General features: G+C 56.0%; 23 protein-coding genes and 1 pseudogene. 15 read left to right on the top strand and 9 right to left on the bottom strand.

The window, feature by feature from the left end; genetic code table 11:
* Positions 1 to 189: 189 nt before the first annotated feature.
* Both AWB82_RS37120 and AWB82_RS16420 read right to left on the bottom strand, forming a co-directional pair.
* Positions 190 to 450, bottom strand: a complete 261-nt coding sequence (locus AWB82_RS37120; protein ID WP_143756747.1) for a hypothetical protein — start codon at positions 448 to 450, stop codon at positions 190 to 192.
* 449 nt (positions 451 to 899) lie between these two features.
* Positions 900 to 1,180, bottom strand: a pseudogene (locus tag AWB82_RS16420) (HU family DNA-binding protein).
* Positions 1,181 to 1,285: 105 nt separating this feature from the next.
* On the opposite strand from AWB82_RS16420, the gene AWB82_RS38990 reads away from it, so the two are divergent.
* The gene (locus tag AWB82_RS38990) at positions 1,286 to 1,492 is read left to right on the top strand and encodes an SET domain-containing protein-lysine N-methyltransferase (RefSeq protein WP_327344930.1); all 207 of its coding nucleotides are present in this window, start codon (positions 1,286 to 1,288) and stop codon (positions 1,490 to 1,492) included.
* On the top strand, positions 1,489 to 1,674 hold the full coding sequence (locus AWB82_RS16415; RefSeq protein WP_086968967.1) for a hypothetical protein: 186 nt from the start codon (positions 1,489 to 1,491) through the stop codon (positions 1,672 to 1,674). Before AWB82_RS38990 ends, AWB82_RS16415 begins: the two co-directional genes overlap by 4 nt.
* A 59-nt stretch (positions 1,675 to 1,733) precedes the next feature.
* On the opposite strand, the gene AWB82_RS16410 is transcribed toward AWB82_RS16415, so the two are convergent.
* On the bottom strand, positions 1,734 to 3,098 hold the full coding sequence (locus AWB82_RS16410; RefSeq protein ID WP_086968966.1) for a hypothetical protein: 1,365 nt from the start codon (positions 3,096 to 3,098) through the stop codon (positions 1,734 to 1,736).
* A 1,068-nt stretch (positions 3,099 to 4,166) separates the two neighbouring features.
* Between AWB82_RS16410 and AWB82_RS16400 the strand changes: the two genes are divergently transcribed.
* The 3 genes from AWB82_RS16400 to AWB82_RS16390 are packed head-to-tail and all read left to right on the top strand — an operon-like array spanning position 4,167 to position 9,017.
* Entirely contained in the window at positions 4,167 to 7,313 is a 3,147-nt protein-coding gene (locus tag AWB82_RS16400; protein WP_086968962.1) for a hypothetical protein, read from the top strand.
* Between the two features lie 2 nt (positions 7,314 to 7,315).
* The gene (locus AWB82_RS16395; protein ID WP_086968960.1) at positions 7,316 to 7,789 is read left to right on the top strand and encodes a response regulator; all 474 of its coding nucleotides are present in this window, start codon (positions 7,316 to 7,318) and stop codon (positions 7,787 to 7,789) included.
* A complete protein-coding gene (locus tag AWB82_RS16390; RefSeq protein WP_086968958.1) occupies positions 7,779 to 9,017 on the top strand; it encodes a phosphorylase family protein in 1,239 nt (412 codons plus the stop codon). Before AWB82_RS16395 ends, AWB82_RS16390 begins: the two co-directional genes overlap by 11 nt.
* Before the next feature lie 24 nt (positions 9,018 to 9,041).
* On the opposite strand, the gene AWB82_RS16385 is transcribed toward AWB82_RS16390, so the two are convergent.
* From AWB82_RS16385 to AWB82_RS16370, 4 genes are all read right to left on the bottom strand, one after another.
* Complete coding sequence (locus AWB82_RS16385) at positions 9,042 to 9,443, bottom strand: hypothetical protein (protein WP_143756745.1); 402 nt, start codon at positions 9,441 to 9,443, stop codon at positions 9,042 to 9,044.
* Between the two features lie 1,398 nt (positions 9,444 to 10,841).
* On the bottom strand, positions 10,842 to 11,297 hold the full coding sequence (locus tag AWB82_RS37660; RefSeq protein ID WP_159462595.1) for a hypothetical protein: 456 nt from the start codon (positions 11,295 to 11,297) through the stop codon (positions 10,842 to 10,844).
* A gap of 55 nt (positions 11,298 to 11,352) precedes the next feature.
* Entirely contained in the window at positions 11,353 to 12,240 is an 888-nt protein-coding gene (locus AWB82_RS16375; protein WP_086968954.1) for a LysR family transcriptional regulator, read from the bottom strand.
* Between the two features lie 3 nt (positions 12,241 to 12,243).
* Positions 12,244 to 13,170: a LysR family transcriptional regulator gene (locus tag AWB82_RS16370; RefSeq protein WP_086968952.1), complete on the bottom strand. Its 927-nt coding sequence runs from the start codon at positions 13,168 to 13,170 to the stop codon at positions 12,244 to 12,246.
* A gap of 145 nt (positions 13,171 to 13,315) precedes the next feature.
* Here AWB82_RS16370 and AWB82_RS16365 point away from each other — a divergent pair, with 145 nt between their 5' ends.
* From AWB82_RS16365 to AWB82_RS37655, 10 genes are all read left to right on the top strand, one after another.
* Entirely contained in the window at positions 13,316 to 14,146 is an 831-nt protein-coding gene (locus AWB82_RS16365; protein ID WP_086968950.1) for an ABC transporter substrate-binding protein, read from the top strand.
* 47 nt (positions 14,147 to 14,193) lie between these two features.
* Positions 14,194 to 14,892 carry an amino acid ABC transporter permease gene (locus AWB82_RS16360; protein WP_086968948.1) on the top strand — a complete coding sequence of 233 codons (699 nt, stop codon included), beginning with the start codon at positions 14,194 to 14,196 and terminating at the stop codon, positions 14,890 to 14,892.
* A 2-nt stretch (positions 14,893 to 14,894) separates the two neighbouring features.
* Positions 14,895 to 15,632 (top strand): amino acid ABC transporter permease, encoded by a 738-nt coding sequence (locus AWB82_RS16355; protein ID WP_086968945.1) that lies wholly within the window; start codon positions 14,895 to 14,897, stop codon positions 15,630 to 15,632.
* The gene (locus AWB82_RS16350) at positions 15,607 to 16,335 is read left to right on the top strand and encodes an amino acid ABC transporter ATP-binding protein (RefSeq protein WP_086968943.1); all 729 of its coding nucleotides are present in this window, start codon (positions 15,607 to 15,609) and stop codon (positions 16,333 to 16,335) included. The genes AWB82_RS16355 and AWB82_RS16350 overlap by 26 nt, the downstream gene beginning before the upstream one ends.
* A 27-nt stretch (positions 16,336 to 16,362) precedes the next feature.
* On the top strand, positions 16,363 to 17,625 hold the full coding sequence (locus AWB82_RS16345; protein WP_159462594.1) for an NAD(P)/FAD-dependent oxidoreductase: 1,263 nt from the start codon (positions 16,363 to 16,365) through the stop codon (positions 17,623 to 17,625).
* Positions 17,626 to 17,685: 60 nt separating this feature from the next.
* Positions 17,686 to 18,063, top strand: a complete 378-nt coding sequence (locus AWB82_RS16340) for a RidA family protein (RefSeq protein WP_086968939.1) — start codon at positions 17,686 to 17,688, stop codon at positions 18,061 to 18,063.
* A gap of 341 nt (positions 18,064 to 18,404) precedes the next feature.
* Positions 18,405 to 18,785: a RidA family protein gene (locus AWB82_RS16335; RefSeq protein WP_086968937.1), complete on the top strand. Its 381-nt coding sequence runs from the start codon at positions 18,405 to 18,407 to the stop codon at positions 18,783 to 18,785.
* Positions 18,786 to 19,012: 227 nt separating this feature from the next.
* A complete protein-coding gene (locus tag AWB82_RS16330) occupies positions 19,013 to 19,675 on the top strand; it encodes an RraA family protein (protein ID WP_086968935.1) in 663 nt (220 codons plus the stop codon).
* A 21-nt stretch (positions 19,676 to 19,696) separates the two neighbouring features.
* Positions 19,697 to 20,908 carry a pyridoxal phosphate-dependent aminotransferase gene (locus tag AWB82_RS16325; RefSeq protein WP_200818125.1) on the top strand — a complete coding sequence of 404 codons (1,212 nt, stop codon included), beginning with the start codon at positions 19,697 to 19,699 and terminating at the stop codon, positions 20,906 to 20,908.
* 88 nt (positions 20,909 to 20,996) lie between these two features.
* Entirely contained in the window at positions 20,997 to 21,170 is a 174-nt protein-coding gene (locus AWB82_RS37655; protein WP_159462593.1) for a hypothetical protein, read from the top strand.
* Between the two features lie 12 nt (positions 21,171 to 21,182).
* Here AWB82_RS37655 and AWB82_RS16320 read toward each other — a convergent pair whose 3' ends face one another.
* Together AWB82_RS16320 and AWB82_RS16315 are read right to left on the bottom strand one after the other, a co-directional pair.
* Positions 21,183 to 22,094 carry a LysR family transcriptional regulator gene (locus AWB82_RS16320; RefSeq protein WP_086968931.1) on the bottom strand — a complete coding sequence of 304 codons (912 nt, stop codon included), beginning with the start codon at positions 22,092 to 22,094 and terminating at the stop codon, positions 21,183 to 21,185.
* A gap of 141 nt (positions 22,095 to 22,235) precedes the next feature.
* Complete coding sequence (locus AWB82_RS16315) at positions 22,236 to 23,285, bottom strand: porin (protein WP_086968929.1); 1,050 nt, start codon at positions 23,283 to 23,285, stop codon at positions 22,236 to 22,238.
* Positions 23,286 to 23,347: the final 62 nt, after the last annotated feature.

Genomic DNA, 23,347 nt, shown 5'->3' with positions numbered 1-23,347 from the left:
AGCTCGACAGTTGCTGCATCGATGGCGGTCAGCGGCGAGCCAGCGGCGCACTTACCTATACAGCGTTGGCGACGACCTGCGACAAATGAGATGCCTTACCACCAATTGATATTGCTCCCCGAGTTTGCTCGCTGCTTAGCCGTCGCTGATCGCCTTCCCAAGAGAGCGGGCGCCAAACCAAACAAAGCATCAACTGGCTTTGGCGAATGATCGTTCGCTAGGGCTGGATGTTTCAATCAAGTCCATCAACGCGCAGGCGACGGCAATCTGCGCGGGTAGAAGATGCCGCGTTTCGAGAATCCGAGTGACACGGCGCCGCCAGTAAGTCAGGGGCAGCACCGGGTTTCGGGCGACGATTTCGAGTGCGACCGCGCGCTGCAGATGCCCAAGATCTGCGTCGATCATCAACAATTCATAAGCGGCAGAGGGAGGGTGGGGTTGAGGTTCCATGCCTTCATATCGGCATCGAAGCGAATTTCCTAAGCGCCTGCCGAAAAGATCGTGCGATTGGTGTGCTTGAGTGTTGCGGACCAGGGTCGCAGCCGTTGCCCTTGACGGAGCGGGGGCATACTGTGTCACCGGGCCCACGCAGAACCCTAGCCGTTCACCTACCTACGCGAGCCGGCCGACGCGCGTCAGCTTGCCCTTGTACTCAAGGAGTATCTCGCCCGCGCTGATTCGGGCCACTGCAAACACGCCACGTCCGTGAACAGGCGAGCGACGAACGAAGACGTCGAGATTTTAGGTGAGGCGCGCGGTCAGCGCGTCATGATCCGCTCAATTCATCCCGATGGGCGCGAGCGACTGACGGCCGTCAAGCTGGCCAATCTCCTTCCGCTTGAGAGCCAGTTGTTTTGATCCGGCCGCGGGCATTCGCGCCCGCCTGAATTCCCAAGACGTCACGACGCGTTGACCGCGTCCTTGAAGGCCTTACCGGCGGAGAACTTGACTGTCATTGCAGCGCCGATCTCGAGAGTCTCGACGGTTTGCGGTTTGCGCCCGGTGCGTGCTCCGCGCTCGGCGCGGCCGAAGCTACCGAACCCGACCAACGGCACCGCGCGCCCCCGCACTTACCTTTTTCGTGATCGTCGCCAACACTGCGGTGAGCGTCTCGTCTACCGCCGCCTTGGTGTTTCCGGGTTTGCGACGCCACCGCTTCGAGGAGGTCCCGCTTGTTCATTGCGTTCTCCTCGTTTTGACTGACCGCCACCTTACCGATAGGAGGCGGCGGCCGAGTGCCGAAGATCGTTTCGATCGATACGCGCAGACGTGATGTCAGGAGGAGATCTCGTGGGGAGCGGCCCAGCGTCGCTATGAACGCGCGGCGGCGGAAGACGCCAATGCGTTTTTCTTCGATCTTGATGACGGGCGCGTGAGCGACCGGGCTCAGGGTGGCAACTCGGCGCGCTGGGTGAACCATAGCTGTGAACCGAAGTGTGAAGCTGAGCGTGCCCCGAGCGGGCGGGGAGCGCTGGTTGGAGCGGCTGTTTGAAGCGTTACAAAAGGTACGCTTATGAGATAGCGCCTATCGATGTGCTCGACGCCTACGATGCGACGGTCAAGGCCGCCGCGGCAGCGGGCGTTCCGGCGCCGGACGTGCAGGCTCGTGTGCGACAACTCGTCGGAGGGCCTTCCTCGATTATCGCGAAGGTGCTCGCAACAAAACTGGACTGACCTCGGCACTGCGGACGCGACGAATGGGACGGCTGCCTCGAAACCGACGTGCGACCGAGTCAGAGCAATACAGCTTTGTGCAGCAGCTCGAGCGCCGTCAGTTCATCCAGTCGACCCGTGCGTGCTTTGCCCGCCAGCGTCTTGAGCAGCGCTTCCGCTATTGGCGAGATACCGTCCATACCCTGCAGACTTGTTGCAGAAGCCGGTGGAAACTCAGCATTCGCGAGTGCACGTGCCGGCACGCGGTCACCGTCGTCTTCCACGGCGTATGGTTCGATTGCCGCGGGTTGTTCGGTCTCGTTCGTCGGGGAGGCACCCACCGTCTTTACACTACGGGGCTGAGTCTCGGATACAACCGCAGCCTGTGCACTCCCCGAGGTAGCAGACGGCGTCTCACTTGGTCGCGCAGTAGGAGGCGATACATCCAGCGCGCCGGCGTCAAGCGTGGCAGCGCGAGGCGCTTGCTCTCGACTGCCTGCGCGAGCGCGTGACGCGGGCGCGAGCAAAACTGAGACGGACTCGGGTACTTCCGCTTCGGAGCGGGGCTGGTCCAACCAGCCAGCTGGCAAACCAAGCCGCTCTGTAAAGCGGTTCGCTTCGGCGTCGTCCATGCGCTTCTTGCCGTGCAGTCGATGCGCCATGTTGGACCCGGTCATTCCCATGACGAGACCGAGCTTGGCTTTCGATCCGTTGCGCCCCGTGAGCACATGAAGGTTCGCGCGTCGGATGCTCTCGACCGTGGCGCCATCGTGCAGGCTCAGTTGTTGGGGCGAGGTCGCTTCAATCACTCCGCGTCGGCCGGAAGCGGCTTTTGCAGCGGCTTTGCCGGTTGACTGCTTGGCGAGTTGGGCTCGACCGGTCTTTGCGGTGCTATGCGGGTTCTTCGCTTTCTGAGATGGCATTTGTGCATCCTCGGACGAACCGTCCGCAACAAACAACTGTTCTTGTGTGACTGGAATTGCCGGTGCCGGTGCCGGTGCCGGCGCCGATGCCGGTCCCGTCTGCGTCTTGGCGTCGTCGTCCAGCTCGTCGTCCGTTCGAACAAACTCGAGGGGCGCTTTCAAGCGAGCAATGAGTTCGGGCGAAAGGGCAGGGTAGGGCTGATCGAAAAAACCATGAGGCAGACCGAGCGTGGTCTCCATGTGAAAGGCAGTCTCGGGCGTGAATCTTTCGCCCTTCGTAAGCTCCGCGACACGCGAAAGAGTGGAATCCAGCGCCAAGGCGATATTCTCAGCGCCGACCGCATTGACCAAAAACTGAAACGACCGCGTCTTAATGATCGAGGCCGTCGCAGCCGGCTCTTTGGAAGGCGTCTGGGAGGACGTACGGTTGCGGGACGAGAAATTGGGTTTAGACAGATGATGAGGCTGGCGGCTGTTCGCCTTTTCTCGGTACCCCGCATTTCTCCCGCGGGTCTGACTCATAGCTTAAGCTCCAGTGCGGCGCATTGACTTTTCAACTTCGGATTATATGCGAGGGATCGTCGGCCGCCGCTATGCGAAAACCTCTTGACCTAATCTCAACATCCGTTCGCGCGGCGTCATGATACGTGGGGCGGTCGCGTTCTCGGCCTTTGCGGACGTTTGTCGGTTGACTATACGGCAGCTCTATGCTCGGAAACCGCCGTTCGTCGCTAGCTCCCATCTAAGCTACCGACCGCAGCCAATGGGTAACCTCAAAGTGAGCGACAGGTCCAGTTTGGACTTCTCTACGGGTTCAACGACCTTGTTGGTCATGGTCGCCGGGACTCGGACAGCGGTTCGCCCCGACGACTGCATTTGCGACCTCCCGTTGAGCACTTTCCTTTCGGCAATCTAAAGTTTTGCGAGAAGGGGCCGATAATAGAGCCTGTGGCTCCTTGCTTGCTGCCACGCGCCGGCACATCAGCCGATGAGGACCCAGCCGTTGGGGAGACGATCTTATTTGACCGACGGCAGCGTGGATGCCCGCTCAGGATCAGCGTCTCTGTGGCATCCGCACTTCTGATAGGCGATGACCGCGGGGCATTTCCTCAATAGCGCATCTCCGCGATTGCTCGAACGCGCTGGGCTAATCATCGCCCGCTTTCGGCTAAACCGGCGTGGTTACCGCCGCTACCGTTGCCATCGCGTTTAGGCGAACTCGATGCCGAGCTACCTTGATGGCCGGACGCTTGCCGCGCGCGAGTTGTAAATGCGCCTTTAGCCACGGGTAACAAATCGCGGCGTCGTTAATGCAGTTACGCGTCTCAGCTGTTTGCGTGCATGGAAGCAACTATAAAAGGTAGAATGCTAGAAAAACTTATCGCAGGCTAAAAGAAAAATATGGATCCAAGAAATCTTGTTCGGGGAGCGCTTGCTAACTATCGCACGAGTAGTCGACCAGGCGCGTCGAGTGATCCTTGGCAGAGGGACTTATACGTCCACCAGCAACTCAACAAAGCTCTCGTACTAGCCCGTAGAAGTTACAATCCTCGTCAGTTCTTTGAATTCAAACGATGGCTTGATCGCTTTTTGACGATTCAAGCACCGCACTTCCGAAAGCTGGGAACAGGACTAACCTCGCTAGGCGTCCTGCCGAAAGAGATCGAGGCGCAAGGACTGGAAACTGAGCTTCGCCTAGCTGTAGAGCAGCTCGTCACTAACAAGTCTCGTCTGGAAGACTTTGTATCGGACGCGGCGAAGATCTACGCTGCCATTCGCGCTCAGGACTTCGCTGGCGCGTCCGACGCATTGACTACCGTTGTCGAGCGGGAGGGCTACTCTTACTGGTCGATCGAAACCGAGCTGGCATTGACGCAATTCCAAGCCGGTGTTGAGCCACTCAAGGCCCGAATCGCCGAACTGGCGGTAGAAGCGCCTGCATGGAACCGATTTTTCTTCTATATGTTTGGCCTTCGCAATGAACCAGCTCAGGCGTCGAGCAGATTCAAGGCGATCGTGCGGAAAAGACTCGACGACTCATCAATGTCCGAAAGTCTAAAGCCGTATGCACGCTTCAGACTTTTCGGTCTTCTCGAATTTGAAGAGACCCGTCTGGCGCAAATTCTAAGCGGCGAAGGAATGTCGACTCTGATTGATCTGTTTTTTACAGTGATCAGGGTGACGCGCTTTATCATCGACCATCGAAATGCCTTTGCTGATGTAACTTCCGAGGCAGCGCGTCTGGCCTACATTGAAGTCTCTCCGTTCTTTGATTTGATTGCAGCTAACAAGCATGACGTCAACCTGTCAGAAGGGTACTCGTTCGAAGCAAGCGCTAACTCTCTGCTCGAAATAGCGAAATTCTCTATCGAAAAAGCGCTCGAAGGGACCACCGAGACAAGACGCAGCCAACTCGACGAGTTGATGATTGAGGGGATAGCATCGCTTTTGTCCACTCGCTCCGACGGACTGAAAGCTGAGGAGCTGATAAAAGCGAAGTTGAACCTCAGTTGGTTGCCGAATTTTGTCGTCCTCGGGGAGGTCGCGGATGTTCCACCGCTCCCGCGTCTTGTCGCGGCAGATGACGTTGACGTCGACTTGCCGATATTCTCCATTAACAGTGCGCTCGGCAAAGCAGTTCGCGGTGATCATGGCGGGATGTTGACGCAGGTGTTTTCCGCGCTGTCGGCACTCCGCCGGGGCGATTCCACGGCGGTGAAGGACGCGTTGGCGGGACAAGTGCCATCTCACAGATTTTGCCCATCTGTCCGCGACCTTTTCAGTGTACGTCTCGCCCAACAGCAACTCGAAGACGGTGAACTAGACGAGTTCCTAGGGACTTGCGCACGCGCGGGGATAGAAAACGACCGGCTGATTAGCCTACTTCCACTAGGTGACCTCTTTCAAGGCGCCAAATGGATCCGCCTGAAGCCATTGAGCAACTCTCTAACTCTATCGATTTGCCTCAACCTCTATCTCCGCTCCGTCGACGACAGAAAAGTTAGAACCTATAAGCGGTACGCAGTGGAGGAGCTTGCCAAAACGCTGGATTTGCTAAAAATTACGTCAATTCCCACGGCTTTGGTAGCGTTGGGTGAGCAGGTCAGAGACGTCGAATATTTCGGTTATAACGTCTGTGACATCGCGACATTGGAGTTGCTGCCTGGGATGGGAGACTCGCGCCGAGTGCTACGCGCAAGAAGTAAGCTTCTCCGTGAATTGGCAAAACTGCATTCGTCGATGGAGCTCACGTATCGACTTGAGGCTGACGAAATTGACGAGGGTTTGCAGGTAGACGATGGTTTGTCGGTCCTTGAGGACAGTAAGGTCCACGTGGACGAGCAAGTGATCCTGAATCACGTAAACCTTGAGCTTGAGGCCGACTTTCAACGATACAAGAAGCTGGTAGAAAGTGGTGTCGGGGTATCTGAGTCTATCGAGGATCTCATCGAGAGCTTCAAAGCACCAACCGCAAAGACGTTCCGGATCCCCAAAAACGACGCGGATGATCTTCTGGCAGAACTGGTTGGCTCAATCCTTCAGAGGTTTCTTTTTGATCCGGCGTCAGGACTCGATATCATCATTGGCCGGCGCATTCGACACGGAACGATCGCCGGTGAACTCAGGGGCGCGCTCGAAGGTGTAGAACTTATAGGTCAACGCTCGAAGCCCGGCGCGGCTTACGACCCGTCGTCGTTCGTTGCAGGCAGCTTGCACAAACTCGATGTGAAGAGAAAGAAGATTGCAGTCGCTGCTTTCTCGCGATTTTCTGAATCGATTGATCAGCTCGTTTCGCTCCTTCGAGACGAGTACTTTCACGTCAGATCGAAGACCAAATCCAAGGGAATTTTCAATGTCAACGTGATTCCGGTCATGTTGGCCTTGGCGCGATCGCTGGCCCAGACTTGCAACTCAATACACGAGTTCTCGAAAGAATGCGTCCAAATCTTCTGGTATCTCCTTTCTGTCCGGTTGGACGCCGTGCGTCCTCCAATAGAGACCGAGACTAAAAAGACCCTTCAATCGATATTCGCGAAGCTTGCGGAAGAGATACGGGCGCTTGGGTTGGACGACGCGCTGTCCGTGCGTGTTCAAAAGGCTTCCGAGGAGTTGCAGCATCGCGCATCAACAATTGCGACTTGGATCCGCGTACCCAAGTCATCTACGAAATCTGCGTTCTACCCTATGACCCGAGTGGTGGGTGTTGCGGCAGCGGTCGTCTGTGGTCAAAGACCCGGCTTCCGACCGAACATTACTTCGGACGTCCCTTCGGACTACGCGCTCGACGCTCATGGTTTCTCGTTAGTCGCAGATGCACTGTATATCGCAATTGATAACGTTGGGGAGCACTCCGGGAAAAAAGTAGACAACCATATCAAGATTCGAATCCAACCGAAGCCTGAGGACGGTTTGCTGTCGTTTGAAATAACAAGCGAGGTTGCGCCCACGGCGCGGACAGCAGAAAAAGAGGCTCGACTGTCGAAGATCCGGGGCGAAATCCAGAAAAAGCGGTACGCTGAGAACGCGCGGCGTGATCGGAACTCCGGTCTGTCAAAGCTGGCTGCTGTCGTTATGCAATCTGAAAAGACCAGTCCGAGCCTAGTGTTCGGGTTCGAAAATGACAGTCTTTTCAGTTTGAGGTTTGACCTCGTTCACATCAACATCCGAGATGGCTCTCATTCGACGGCTGACAATTTGGCTACATTGCGTTCACTCGAACTCACTGGAGAAAGCTGATCATGCCTTTGACGATACTCATAGTAGAGGACAGTGAAGCGAAACTCAGCAGCATTCAAGCGTTGCTTGAGCGAGAAATTACGGACGTTAGCATCCGAACAGCATGCTCTGTGCGGTCGGCAATAGATGATCTATTGGAATTCACACCAGACGTGATCATTGCGGACATGTCTCTGCCAACATACGATATCGAGGTTGGAGAACGTGGTGGGACGCCCCGACCATTTGGTGGCATTGAGGTGTTCGAGACCCTGGAGCGGGACGACGTGGTGATCCCCGTGATCGTGGTTACCTCCTATCCGCTCATTACAGACGGGCACGAAAGTCTGGGGCTCAAAGAGCTCTCGAAGCGCTTGGCCTCTGATTTTCCAGAAACATTCGAGGGTACAGTCTACTTTGATTCGGCATATTCCGACTGGGAGACCGAGATAAGTCAACTCATGAATAAGGTAAGGAAAAAGTTTCATGGCACTTAACGTACTGCTTCTTGAAGATGATCCGGCCAAGAAGACGAGATTGTTGTCGCTCCTGACCCAAAGGAAAGACCTATTCGATCGAGTTGACACAGCGATCTGTACGTCGGAAGCTCGACGTCGGATGGCAGAGCGTTCGTATGACCTGTTTATCGTCGATATCGTCGTGCCGCATGAGCTTGGTGGTGAGAAAAGCGAGAAGAATAGTATTGCGCTTCTCGAGGAGTTGGACGACGGTCACGGAGAGCTAAATCGCCCTCTCTTTGTGTTGCCGATGAGCGCGTCGGGCGAGCTGACCAGTGAAGCTCACGCTTTCTTTGTTGGTCGGCCGTGGGGAATTCTTCCCTATACTGAGACTACCGACGAGTGTTTGTCTACGGTGGAACGGGTTGCGCAATTCGTTGTTAAGGAGAAAGCGCACAATGCTGATTCCGGAAACGTCGACGTTTTCTTGATCACCGCTTTGGACGAACCAGAGTTCGCGGCCGTGGAGTGCGTGGACTTTGAATGGGAGGCCCTTGAGCCGCTTGACCGCTCCCAATTGGTCCGATATGGGCAAATGTCCTCGGGCGGTGAACGGTTTCGAGTAGCAGCAGGTTTCTGCTCAAGAATGGGACCAGTAGCCGCCTCAATCCTCACGACGAAGGCCTTGCTGATGCTACGTCCAAAGCTCATCATCATGGCTGGAATCTGCGCTGGAATCCCGGGAAAGGCGGACATCGGAGACGTTGTCGCGACCGACATCTCGTGGGATTGGCAAAGCGGCAAATACATTGATAAGCACGGCACAGAGGCTTTTCAGATTGCGCCGCACCAGATCGGAATCGACGACGCCTGCCAGAACGCACTGATTAGACTCAAGCGAGATCAAGAGTTTTGGGGGTCGCTATCGCCTCTCACCCTTGGCGTTAAGCGAACTAACCCACCGAAGCTCGTTATCGGACCGATGGCGACTGGTTCGTCAGTGCTTGCCGATGCTCGAGTCGCAGACCGTATCAAGCAGAACCAACATAAGAACGTGGTCGGCCTTGATATGGAAACCTACGCTGTATACGCGGCGGCTCGAGCTAGCGATAGTGAAGCAAGAGTTGTCTCTTTGAAGGCTGTTTGCGATAAGGGAGACAAGAAGAAGAACGATGAATACCAATCCTATGCTGCGGAGATTTCCGCCCGTACAGTAGCCAGATTTCTGGAGCAACACCTTTCGAGTCTGATTCGCAAACGACAGTGAGCCAGGAGTCGTTCACTTCGCTCCTCAGTTAAAATGGACGACTCCAACAAAAAGCACTCCACCGCACCCGAAAATGGCATAGACAAGATTGAAGCAATTCGAGTAGCTAAGATCGCCGGCCACAAACCCCAGCAAGCCAATCCGCCGACCTCGTAGAGCATCGTCTCGAGCGAACAAGTCGAGCGGATGTGGAGCGCTATCGATGGAGGGAAGCTCATGGGAACGGTCAAGGAATTTCAATGCCCCCTCCGCGTTCTTGATAAGGAGTCGGATTCGACAATCGAGCTTCCAAAATACATAACTCATCAATGCAATAACGCTCCCGACCCCCTCTAGCCCGCCCTTCCCAAAGTCTCCTTTCGCCAGAACGATTGCCCCTCCTACAAGGGCGGTGATCAGTGTCACATAGAATTGGAACGTCTGCATTCTCTGCCCTGCATGCAACGCGAAATACGACCATGCTTGGGTACGAAACGTCTTCTCTTGTTCTTCCGAAAGGTTTGAGCAATTCTGCATAGAAAATCCCGTGTGACTTCGATAACAAACAGCTTCTATAACAAAGGCTCCAATCGGCGATTACTGCGCCTTCCCTAGGCACAGAATTATATAGGAGGGGCTGCCGCCTCCGAGACACTCGTTCTCACTCTCAGCGTCCCTCCGGAGCTGGTCGTATCGGCTCGGAGCAACCGACACTGTTGGATTTGCGACGAAGCGACGCCAGATTCGACGCGAGCGGAACTAATCACGCTTTTAAGCAGAATGATCATGACGGACCTTGCGTTACATGGTGCAGAAGTATACAGATCTCGTGAGGTGGAATTGTGGCAAGCTCGAGTGCCCGTTTTGCCGGCTTCGCTTGTGTCGGGCTGGCCCACTCAGTGTTTAGGATGCCGCTGCTGTAGTCGGGCTGGCAGATGAGTTACATCTCAAGAGGACGTACGGATGCCTTTAGGGCCTTCGATGTTGACCGCGAACGTCATCTCTATATGAACGCCTGGTCTGGTCAGTAGAGCAGCCGTCTACAAACGGCCGATTCAGGTTCCTCCGGCAGGTGCCGGCATCAGCACCCGAGCGTTAACGCGGCGAGTCGCTGCTGTCAAACGACGGGGATCGTGCGAGACGAGGAGGGCTTCCGCGTTGAGAAGTTGCTGGCGGAAATCGAGCCGTTAAAAGAAGAGTAGTTATCTTTATAGCCGCGACCTCTGACAATTCTTTGGGGAGCTTGATACGCGCACACAACGCGGTGGGCCTCTGAAGAAAATTTTGCGTCGCGTTACGCTGATAACAACATAACCTGTGCAGACGAGGGGACCGAAGCATCTTCGCATTTGCGAACGTGCTTCAAATTCGTAGCGTCAGGCATGCCGCCAGTAGTTCCTAAGTTCCTAAAGTCAGTGCGAGCCGCTCACACTGGCGCACCAGCCGTTCTCGGAACTCTGTGGGTAATGGCGCGCTGTCGCAACACCGTACTTCGCCACGGGTAAATCGACGATTTTGCAGGAACACGCCAGTCCGTCGACCGTTGCGGTCGGCTGTCAGGGCCCGTTTGCAAGCTGGCGAACCGAGCATGCCGGCGCCGTTCATGGCGAGCAGCGGTTTTCGCCCCAATTCTGTCAACGATGCACCTTCGATCCGATGCTGGCGATGGCCCGCGCGGGCATAGGGGCAACGACAGTCGATGTCGTCCGACGCTCCGGCGCGATGCATTTTGCGCGGTCGCGGTAGTTGCCAACGAGACCGCTGGCCAAAACCACAGCGATGTGTGTCGCGATTCGTCTCTTTCGACGATGGGCACGCTGATAGACGAGCCCTAGACTTCATGCACTATGGCGGATGCCAGTAGGAGCTACCGTGTTTCAAGGGAAAAGGTTGCGTGTTGAGCCGTTGGGTGACGCAGGCATTTTTGAACTGTGTTTCGATCGGCAAGGCGAACCCATCAACAAATTTGCCTGCCGGACAGTCGAGGAAATGCGGCTGGCGAATCGACATCTGCTGACCAGCTGAATCTGCGCGGGATCCCGGTAAACAGTGCAAAAGATGTTTCATCGTTGGCGCAGACATCAGCGAATTCGGTGCCAAATTTGCGCATCCGGCAGAGGCGGCGAAAAGACGATCGCGCACGGCGACTTTCGCCTTGGCATGAATCTGTGCGAATGCTGATTCGTTGATCTTCTGTAGGCCGGGCAGTGCAACGCGTCCTCCCGGGCTTTTGCGTCGACCGAGGTGATGACAGGGGATGTGGAAACTGTCCCGAAACTTGGGTGGCCAGCTGTGTGTCATCTGCCAGTGACAATCGTAAATTTGTGGTTGCGATGTTCACGTACTCCGCCGGCGCTCAAGCTGTATTGCTGCATTGCCGAGCGATCTCTGCGATGGAGTAGCCGATCCCAGACTGCGGGTTGTTCATGAAGACCGTGCAATATCGCAGTGAGGGAGCGGGTGGGCGCGTGTGAACCATCTGTAATCGTCCCGAATGGACATAATTGCTGACAATGGATTCAGGCAAACAGCTGATACCGATTCCGGCTTCAATCAGTCCCGCCATTGCTAAGACGCTGCTTCCGCCGAATACGCGCCTCGGTTCCACGCCGGCTTCACTAAATAACCTGCGGCACAACTGCGTAATGATCGATCTCTCGTCTTGTTCGATAACCGCCGCTGATGATAGTTGTTGCAGGGTGACAGGTGTGTCCTTCGGGAAAAGCCCGGGCGCGCAAAACCACGCGAACGGAACGGAATTTAGTTCAACGCGCGCTAACGTGCGTTGGGTGTCGGTCTCAGGTACAAACGCGATGTCTAGTGAGCCGTCAAGGACCTTCGTGCGTAGCTCAACAGACAGGTGCATTAGTTCGGGCTGCACGACGACGTTCGGATAAACTTCCTTCATCTTCCTAATGAACAGGGGAAACCATGTCGTTGCGACGAGCTCTGTAATTCCTATTTGAAGTATTCGCGCAACGCTACGTGTTGAAGACTGAAGTTCATCCAGGTGCGCGACTCCTTCCAGAAGGTCCTTACATAGTTCGAGGAGCTCTTGCCCTTTGAGGGAGAGCTTTGCTTTGCTACGCTGAGAATCGAAGAGGGGCTCGATGACCATGGATTCTAGCTCCTGCAAACGTTTTGTTGCCGCAGACTGTGTTATGTGCAGCTTGCTTGCGGCCCGGTCGACCGTGCCAAGGCGTGCAACCCAGAAGAAGGCTTCGAGCTGTTTGATCGTCAACATGTCCTATCCTCGAGTTTTAGCCGATAGCGCTTGCAGCTGATATGCGACCTCGAAATTGCAGCACGACTGCGCTAGCTTGATGATTCTTTGGTGAAATGCGGTCGCGGCATCCGCCCGCGTCAGTGCGACGTAGGAAATGTGCGGCAATCGAGGTGTGACCTTCAGTTCGCGAAGGACACCGTCACTTAAGAACGGGGTACATATTGCACTGGGCAGTAACGCGATTCCCAAGCCCGAAAGGGCCATCCCGGCAATCGCGACTAGGCTCGTCGTCCCGACCTTATTGCGATTGTTGGCACCTGCTTTTGCAAGCCACGGGTCGATGATTGAAGCTATGCCAGACGGGGCTTGCTGCATTAGCAGCGGATAATCAGACAAAGTACTAGCCTTCATGCCGATTGCGGGCGCATCGAACTCTGGGCTGCAGCACCAATGGTGAATCACCCTAGCCAGCGGTAAGGAGGGGAGACTAGAAGACTTGAACACGTCCGGAACGAACGCGAGGTCGACTTCTCCGGCTATCAGTCGCTCGTGCAGGATGAGACTGGAGTCAACCACCAAGTCGATTGTCACGGACGGGAACGCTGCGCGCATAGATTCCATGAATTTGGGAAGCCAAGTCAGTGCGCAAAGTTCGGTCACCCCGGCACGGATCTTTCGATGAATGACGTCGCTCCGTGCGACGGCGTCTATGATCGCGTCTCGTTGCCGAAGGATGGCCCGTGCTCGAGCAAGCACTTCTCCTCCCTCCAAAGTTAATCGCGCGGCGCGGCCGGAGCGGTCAAGAAGCGGCCAGCCGAAAAGCTCCTCGAACTCCTTCAGGTGCCGTGACACAGCCGATTGGGCAATCCCGATGCGCTCCGCGGCAGCCTCGAAAGTACCGGTCTCAACCAGCGCTACCAGCGCCTCCAATTGTCGGAACGTAGTCATAGGGAAATCCCGTGCATTTCATCTCAAAGATGAATGAAGACATATCGAAAAATATCACTTTCTCTAATTATATTGATTTGCAATGATTTCTCAACGGCGGCGGTTTCATCAAGGACTCGACGCTGCATCACAACATGGAGCTCAAATGACTGCAAAACTCAAGCTGCTTTGCGCGGTGTCGCTCACCTTCGTCGCGGGCGTCGCCGATGTCGCTCACGCCGATGAGCTTTCAGACATCAAAGCGCGCGGTACTCTCGTGTGCGGCGTGCTCAGTACCCTGCCGCCGTTCGGTTTCCAGGACCCGGATACTCGAGAGGTTGTTGGGTATGACATCGACTTCTGCAAGGGAGTAGCCAAGGAACTGGGCGTTAAGCCCGAACTGAAGGTGATGTCGCTGGACTCGCGCATCCCCGAATTGACCCAGGGGCGGGTCGACATTTTGGCAGCCGTGCTGGGCTATAACCCCCAACGCGCGCAACAGATCGACTTCTCCAAGGCGTACTTCGTCAGTCAGCAGGTGATGGCGGCGAAAGCCAGCAGCCCTTTCAAGCACCGAGATGACCTGGCAGGAAAGCGGATAAGCACAATCAAGGGCTCGAGCAACATTCCGGTCATTCAGCGGGTGCTGCCGACTGCGCAGCAGATCAGCTACGACGATGGTCCTTCGGCATTCATGGCGCTCGTGCAAAACAAGGTCGACGGGTTCGTACTCTCGGAAACCCTCATGCGCCGATTCATCGAGAAGCTCGGCCCGAATGCCAACCAGATCTCGGTCCTGACGCCCCCTGTCGGTCTGGAGTATTGGGGCCTGGGCGTAAAGAAAGGTGAGACCAAATTGCTCGAGGCCGTCAACACGGCGCTGGACAACATGGAGAAGAGCGGTCAGTCCCAGCAGATATTCCAGAAGTGGCTCGGCGACAAGTCGACGTTGAAGATGACGCGGGATTTCAAGACCGCACAGATTCCGTCGAACTGAGGCAAGCGCGGCGCACACCGGCGCCGGCCCGCAACCAGGAGTTCTTGATGTCTCTTCAACTCGACTTTAACTCAATCATCGCTGCGCCCTACGGCGCGGAGATGATTCACGGTGCGAAGGTCACGCTTTTAATGACCGCAGAAAGCTGGGTTCTTGCGGTTGGTCTCGGCACCGTGCTGGCGGTCGCTCGAGCCACCGGCAACGTAATCGCAGATCGCTTCGTTGCCGGATTTGTTGCCTACCATCGAAACGTTCCGATGCTGGTGCAGATCATCCTGTGGTACTTCGGCGTGCCGACGCTCCTGCCAGACAGTATGCAAAGTTGGGTGAATGCACATAACGGCGAGATGTTCTTCGCCGCCATTGCCATCGGACTCTGTATGTCAGCGTACTTCTCGGAAGACATCCGAAGTGGTCTGCGTTCTGTGCCGTGGGGCCAGCACGAAGCGGCGAGATCACTCGGGCTTAGCTACAGCCGATCGATGCGCTATGTGATTCTGCCGCAGGCGTTCCGTGTTGCGATGCCACCTTTCATCAATCACACAGTTCTTCTGTTCAAAAACACCAGCTTGGCCATGGTCATAGGCGCCGCAGAGATGACATATGCCGTTCGGGAGGTTGAGAACCAGACGTTTCGGACGTTTGAGTCCTATGCTGTCGCAACGGCGTTCTACCTCGCTGTTTCTCTTGGATTGATGGCACTCGGCGCGTTCGTCGCGCGGCGTAGCAGCGTTCCCACGAGGTGATCATGATTGACATCATAAGAGACAACTGGTTGGTATTTCTTATCGGCCAATATCCGAACGGCCCTTTGGGCGGCCTCGCTCTGACGCTAATCTTGTCTGTGCTTGGTTTGGGCCTGTCCTTCCCAATCAGCATCGGGCTGGCTCTGTGTAGGACCGGTTCAATCCGCTGGCTGGCGAACATCGCCACCGTGTTCGTCTACATCATCCGCGGCATCCCCTTGGTGATGCTGGTCTTTTGGACGTATTTCCTCGTGCCGGTCTTGGTTGGGCATACGGTCTCCGGGGTGACGACGCTGCTGTGCACGCTGGTGATCTATGAGGCTGCGTATCTCTCGGAGGTGATTCGGGCGGGACTTATGTCCCTGCCCAAGGGGCAGTTGGAGGCAGCGAGGGCTCTCGGGCTAGGCTATTGGCGTACGACCTGCTTTGTTTTACTTCCGCAAGCACTGTACAACATGGTTCCAAGCATCATCAGCCAGCTAGTCTCGACCATTAAAGAGACCTCGATCGGCTACGTCATCAGCGTTCAAGAGCTCACGTTCGCTGCAAATGCTGTCAATAACAATCTGCTGACTCGTCCCTTTGCGGTCTTCATGATCTTGGCGCTTACCTATTTTGTAGCTTGTTTCACCCTTACTCAGGTAGCTCATTATTTTGAACGAAGAGTAACTCGCCGCCGCACCCGTGTGAATGTTGCAATCAGGAGTCTGGAAAATGATACGGTTCTCGAAAGTCAATAAGTTCTACGGGGCGCACCACGTCCTCACTGATGTCACCGCGGAAGTGAAGAAAGGCGAGGTCGTCGTCGTGTGCGGCCCCTCGGGTTCCGGCAAGTCCACGCTCATTCGAACAATTAACCGTCTGGAAGAGATCCAATCGGGGACGATTGAGTTGAATGGCCAAGACGTCCATTCCCGGTCTGTGAACGTGAATGAATTCCGTACGGGCGTCGGGTTTGTGTTTCAGTCGTTCAATCTCTTTCCTCATCTTTCAGTCACCGACAACATCTGTCTAGCGCCGGTCAAGTTGGGCAGACGCAAGCGTGAAGACGCGAAGAGGCAAGCGATGGCCCTGCTTGAACGGGTGGGACTCTCGCATAAGGCTGACGCGTATCCACAGCAGCTCTCGGGTGGCCAGCAGCAACGTGTTGCGATTGCGCGAGCACTTGCAATGGAGCCCCCAGTGATGCTGTTCGATGAGCCCACGAGCGCACTGGACCCAGAGATGGTCGGCGAGGTGTTGAATGTGATGAAGTCCCTCGCAAGAGAGGGCATGACAATGGTTTGCGTCACTCACGAGATGAATTTCGCACGTGAGGTGTCGGACACGATCTGGTTTATGGACAACGGAGTTATTCTGGAGCGCGCGGCGCCCAGCAAATTTTTCAGTGCGCCCAATCATGCCCGAGCCAAGGCTTTCCTGTCCGATATTCGGTCCCACTAAGCTATGACGGAAAAAGCAAGCAAAAGAATGACTTCTCGTGACGTGACGGTTCTTGGAGCAGGTATCGTCGGGCTTTCGATCGCGCTTAGACTTCATCTCGATGGGTTCAAGGTGACAGTCGTGGAAAAGAGCGAGCCGATGCAGGGCGTGTCATTCGGTAACGCTGGTTACTTGTCCGAAGCCAATATATTTCCGCCAGCATCGCCCGACATGCTGCGACAGTTGCCGAAGTTTATGCTCTCAAAGGATGGGCCGCTCGTAATCAAGCCGGACTATGCGACAAAGATGCTTCCGTGGGCCGTCAAGGCGGTCTCGGCTCTCAAGCCCAACTCCTATCAGAACATTTTGAGCGGGCTTGCGAGCTTAACGTCCGTGGCTTATGCGAGTTTCTCTGAGCTTTTGGAGGCCGCTAACGCTGTGCACCTTCTGACCAGGGAGGGCGGTTTAGTCGCCTTTAGAACACTCGCTGGCTTGGAAGCTAAATCTCGTGCCTTGCCCACCTGGAACTCTTTTGGATTGGCGGCTGAACGTCTTTCGGCAGATTTGATCCGGGACATGGAGCCGGAATTGAGCAATGAGATAGTCGGCGGGATCTTTTTCAAGAATTCTGGACGGTGCAGCAATCCGAGAGCGTTAGGGGAACTGTATGCGAGACGGCTCATAGAAGACGGTGTGAGGTTCGTCAGAGACGAGGTCAGGGGCATCGAGGATGTCGGCAGTAATGTGCGCATTCATACCTGCACCGAAACGATTACCGCTGAGCGCGTAGTGCTGGCTATGGGATTTCAAACAGGCGCTCTCCTGGCGAAGTTCGACGTGAAAGTTCCGATGGTGTCGGAACGCGGGTACCACTTGATGCTGCCGCGTGCCGGTGTTCGGCTTCAGCGACCAGTCGTTTTCGGCGAACCTCATTTCGCTGCTACGCCGATGGACGAAGGTTTGCGTCTCGCTGGTACTGCGGAGTTCGCACGAGCCGACGCGCCGCCCAACATGGAAAGAGCCCACATGCTCGCGAGGTTGGCGAAGCGTTACCTGCCCAATTTAAGCGGCATCGACGCAACGCCTTGGATGGGTGTAAGGCCGTCATTGCCTGACGGTCTTCCGGCAATTGGGGTGATGCGCAGTTCTCCGAGAGTCGCCTATGCCTTCGGTCATGCGCACAATGGACTGACGTTGTCAGCAATCACGGCTCGATGCATGTCGGCGCTCTTGCAAGGGTTGGCGGCGCCAGTGGACCTCCAACCGTACCGACTCGAGCGTTTTTTGCAAACCGATCGTTCAACAGCTTAGTAACCCCATGTTCCCTTGTTGGAGGATGTATCTCCGAGGAAACACAAATGAAGGAGCGTCATGAGCAACAATCAACTGACCCGATATCCGAGTCCCCTGACGGCGCCGCTCTCCAAAGCGGTTCGCGCCGGCGATTTCCTGTTTCTGTCGGGACAGACGCCGAAGGACGACAATCTCCAGCCATTGCGAGGGGAAATTGAAGTGCAGACGCGTAACGTCCTGGACGCGATTTCAGCGACTCTTTCGGAGTTGGGTGCTGACCTGTCGCAGGTGGTCCGGGCAACTGTCTGGCTGTCTGACATCAAGCTGATGTCGCGATTTAATCCGGTCTACGAGGAATACTTTGCAAACGCGTTGCCAGTTCGCAGCACGGTCGAGGCTCAACTTTCCAATGCGGTTGATTTAGAAATCGAAGTGACAGTTTTTGCCCCGCAATAGAAAACTGCGTGGGTCACGACAGGCGGATGGAGGGTGTTCCTCCGAGTGCCAAGGCCTGATTTTTCTATCGAACGGGGCCTCCTTTAGAGGGATGTTTTGGGACAGTGTTGAACACGGCGACGCCAATAGATGCGGTACACCCGATTTAGCTGGGCTCTTGACAACGGGTCGGCGTAACCATCCGTCATGGCGGAGTGCGTCACAGAACAGGCAAGCGCCGATCCACCTCACGCCCCACCGCCTCGGACGGTCTTTGCTGTGAGCGAGCGACAATTTAGTATCCCGCAACCGTCGGCCTGTCTCCCAAGTCGACGTTTCAAAACCGAAGCAATCGGAGAATCATGAGGAATACTCAACTAACCCGCTTCTCAAGCCCTCTTACTGCGCCTCTGTCAAAGGCAGTTCGCGCTGGTGACTTCCTGTTTCTCTCTGGCCAGACGCCGAAAGATGAGAAACTCCAACCGCTTCGCGGCGACATTGAAGTCCAAACTCGCAACGTTCTCGAAACGATATCAGGGACCTTGGCGGAGCTTGGCTCGGACCTGACGCAGGTCGTGCGTGCGACCGAGTGGCTTTCGGACATTCAGTTGATGGGCCGGTTCAATTCGGTCTACGCCGAGTTCTTCAAGGGTGCCCTACCCGTCCGAAGCACCGTTGAGGCTAAGCTCTCGCAATCGGTGGACGTTGAGATTGAAGTGACTGTCTTCTCGCCAGCGAAGTAACCACGCTTCGCGCTCGGCCGCGGGCTTCTTCTTCCAAAGTCTTCGATCTCTTTTTGATTTCGGCTCTGCGCTTGCCCGGCGCGGGGTCACGTTTGCGCCTCGCCGCCTTAATCGGAACAAAAGCGATGTATCTGTATCAACAAAAATCGCTTTTTTAGTTTGATCTCGACCGCTATCGTATATCCCATGACGCTTATGCGTTGTGGCAACCTCTAACGGAGTTTCTCATGGGTTTTCTTGGCTCTCGTATCAATCCTGCGCCGAGCGTCGCGTCTGACAATGTAATTAACACCCTCAAGAACGTCGTAACGCCGCATCTGAGCGACAACATGGGTCGTTTGGTCGGAGCAGTGGGACTCACGCGCTTCAATAAGACGGGCAAGTTGGTCGGCACTGCGCTTACCGTCAAGACGCGACCCGGCGACAATCTCATCATCTACAAGGCGCTGATGATGATGCAGCCGGGCCACGTCCTGGTCGTCGACGGCGGAGGTGAACAGCACAATGCCTTGGTCGGCGAACTGATTAAGCTCCACGCTGAGCAACATGGCTGCGTTGGCTTCGTCATCGACGGAGCTATCCGCGACGTCGCCGCATTCGAATCCTACCCGTGCTATGCCCGTAGCGTCAGTCACCGCGGACCATATAAGGACGGTCCGGGTGAACTCAACGTTGCTGTCTCCATCGGCGGTCAAGTCGTCAACCCCGGGGACCTCGTGGTCGGTGACGAGGACGGTCTTGTTTTCTTCCCGCAAGAATGTGCGGAAGAGTTGCTGGCTCTTGCGGGAAAGCACGCTCAGAAGGAACAGGGTATTCAAGATGAAATCGCCACCGGTCGACGCGAGCAGCAATGGATTGACAAACTTCTGCAGGCAAAGGGACTCGCCTGAACGAGTGCATCGAGGATTAGCGTGAACAAACCAATCGAACTTTCCGTGCGTCTCAACCGCATTAAGCCGTCCGCAAGCGTGGCCGCAAAGGCATTGGTCGATCGGCTCCGCGCCGAGGGCCAGGACATCATCGATTTCACCATCGGGGAACCTGACCTGCCGACGCCGCCAAACGTCGTCGAAGCGGCCGTTACTGCAATGCGCGAGGGCCAAACGCGGTACACCGCGGCCAACGGCACCCCAGCGCTGCGCAAGACCATTGTCGAAAAGCTCGCGCGCGATAACGGTTTGCATTACAAGTCGGAAAACATCGTAGTGGGCAGCGGAGGCAAGAACATCATCTTCCTGGCGCTGTCGGTCACGCTCAATCCTGGAGACGAGGTCATCATTCCCGCGCCGTACTGGGTTTCCTATCCAGATATGGTTGTCGTGAATGATGGCGTACCTGTAATCGTGTCGAGCGCTGCGTCCTCCGGCTTCAAGCTTTCGCCGGAACAGTTGGAGGCAGCCATTACACCGAAAACGAAATGGCTCATTCTCAATACGCCGAACAATCCAACGGGCGCGGTCTACAGCCGTAGCGAACTAGTCGAGCTCGGCAAGGTGCTCGAGCGGCACCCCAATGTTTGGGTAATGTCGGACGAAATCTACGAGCATTTTGTCTACAACGGCGCGACACACGCTTCTCCGGTCGCTGTCATTCCGTCTCTTCAAGAGCGCGCGCTCATCGTGAACGGGGCATCGAAGGGGTACTCGATGACCGGCTGGCGCATTGGCTATGGTGCAGGTCCAGTCCGACTGGCGAACGCAATCACCACGCTCATCACGCAGACAACGACGTGTCCCAGCGCTATCAGTCAGGCGGGCGCGGTCGAGGCGTTCGGTGGGTCGCAAGACGCGCCGCTCCGTGCGGGGAAGGTGTTCGAGCAACGCGGCAAGCTGATGCGTGAACTGCTGAGCGGTATTCCCGGCTTTGACGTCGGAGAACTGACAGGCGCGTTCTATCTCTATCCGTCGGTCGCGGGCCTTATCGGAAAAACTACCCCCGCAGGCGAAGTCCTCTCGTCAGACCTTGATGTCGTGAGATATCTGATTGAGGAAGCAAAAGTGGCAACGCTGGATGGCAGCGCATATGGAGTGTCTCCGCATCTGCGCTTCTCGTTTGCGACCTCCGAAAAGTCTATTCGTGAGGGCTGTGACCGCATCTCGCGAGCTTGCGCGTCATTGCGTTAAGGTCAAGTGCGTCTAGAGTTTGGCTTCCCTCTGAGCGTTCGACAAACGCGAACAATCTCGATAGAACCGAAAACATTCAAGGAGAATCATGGACAGAAACGAAACCTCTTCCGTACGCGAGGACGCGTCGTCACATCGCGACTTTGACGTCGGGGGCGACTTCTTGAGCCCGATCAAGCATGCTGGGATGGACAAGAGCGACCCGTCCTACGATTGGGACTGGATGTGCGAATCGTTGCCGTTCGCGGCCGCGGAATGGTGATGCAGTCGGGACCTAAGTTAGCGTCGGCGCGAGCAGGTTGGCCTTGAAATCACAGACTTCTTTCGCGAGCCGAGCCACCTGGCTGCTCAACGAAAACTGATGTTCCGATCGGTAGAGTGCGACGTACTGCACGGGTGGCAATGCCGGTCGCGTCCTCAAAATCTGAAGCACTCCCGCGTCCACCAGATAGCCCAGGCAGTGAGCGGGCAGATAGCTGACGCCTAGCCCTGATACCGTTAGGCCGACCTGCGCAATCAGGTTGTTGGATACAAGGAAGCGCGTTGGGTTGACTGAGTTCTCGCTCAAAAATTGGGTGTACACCTGACCCGTTCCGGAGACATTCCCCTGAAAGATGAGGGGGAACTCGATGATGTCCTCCAGCGGGATGACCGAGCGCCCAGGGTGCAACGCCGGCGCACACATCCAAGCATTCTCGACTGCGCCCACCTTGGTTACCGTGAACCGCTCGGTAAAGACCGACTGTGGCACGATGACCAGGTCGATGGTGTCTGCCGTCAATCTCTCCCGAAGCTCCGCCGTCGACTCGACTTCTGCTTCGACCAGCACCTTGGGGTAGCTCTCACGAATCGCCGCTATGAGTCGCGGAAGCCACGTGAGCGCTGTCAGCTCAGTCACCCCAACACGAATCCGCCGCACCAGCACCTCTTTGGAGCTGACGCGGTCGATGATCGCATCTCGCCTCTCAAGCAGCTCTTTCGCATAGTCGAAGAGCTCGCTGCCCTTCTCGGTCAGCCTCGCGGTCCGATGGCGACGGTCGAAGACCTGAAAGTCGAAGCTCGTTTCCAGCTCCTGAATTCGCTTCGAGATAGCGGATTGACTGGCGTTCAGCTTGGACGCGGCCTGTTCGAACGAGCCGAGCTGAACTATCCAGTAGAGCGCTTCCATCTGCTTGAACGTGAGCATGTCCCAGTCGCTTTCCCGACGTAAAAAGCCATTCTATCGTTAGCAGCCCGACTTGCGGACCAGCCAGAAATGGAAAAGGCGTACGGCCAGTCGTACGCCTTTTCCTTGCCTGTAATACGGTTCAGTTGGCCGTGTTCGAGCTTAGAACAGGTGGCGGATGCCGAGCGCGGCGCCTACCTTTGAGTTACGCCCATAAAATGGCGTTTGGAATGCCGGGATGGCCGCCGTCGTGGTCCACACGCCCGACAGTCTCGTATAGTCCGCCTCTGCATAGACGACCGTTGCCTTACTTAACGAATACTCGACCATTGGCGAGAACGTCCAGCGATTGCCGCTTTCGTTGTTGTGACGCATCCGGTCATAGTACAGCGCCGCCGTCAGACGAAATGCGGGAGTGAACTTCTGGTTGACTGCCACGTATCCAGTGTCGTTGTTGTATCCCGCGACGTCGAGACGCGAGCCCACGTAGCCAAAATAGGCACGGGTAGTGCCGTTATCCCAGGTGCCAGTCAGTGACCAGACCTTCTGCTGACTGGCGGGGTTGGGAAGGTTGAAGTATGCAGTCGTGACGTCGTTCATCACTTGATACGTCGCACCGATGTCCCAGTAGCCGCTATTGAACCCAAGACCAATGGCTGGCGACGACGAAGTATGGATGCTTCCGGCAACGTTGCCGAACGTATACGCAGCGTCCACGTAGAACGGTCCGTATGTATTGCGGTACTTCACGGTGTTGTCGAGGCGGGCCCCCGTGTAGTTGCCACCAATGTAGCCGTCTATGGCGAGATTGGCCAATGCGAAAGGGTCGTGGGAAGAGACGATGTCATGGGTCACCGTGTATTGACGACCGAGCATGAGCGTGCCCCACACGTCTTTTTGCAAGCCGACGTAGGATTGACGACCGAACTCACGTCCACCTTGAAGGAAAGTACCGTTCGCGGGCGAGAAGCCATTTTCCAAGACGAAAATTACTTTCGCGCCACCACCGAGGTCTTCGACGCCCTTCAGGCCCCAGCGGCTGCCATAAATGACACCGTCAGACATCAGGTACTGACCGTCGCCTGCCGCGTTCGCATGGCTGTTGTAGCGAAGCGTGGTATCGATGATTCCGTAGAGCGTAACGCTGGACTGCGCGTAGCAGACGCTTCCCATGGAAAGCAGGCACGCTGCGGCAATGTATCGAGTTTTCATGTTCCGAGTTCCAGATACTATGGTTCTATGTAGTTGTACTAATCCACCGACTTGGAAATGTA

Source organism: Caballeronia glebae (genome assembly GCF_001545035.1).
GTDB lineage: Bacteria > Pseudomonadota > Gammaproteobacteria > Burkholderiales > Burkholderiaceae > Caballeronia > Caballeronia glebae.
The sequence above is the reverse complement of the archived record's forward strand: the minus strand, read 5'-3'. Positions and strand labels throughout refer to the sequence as shown.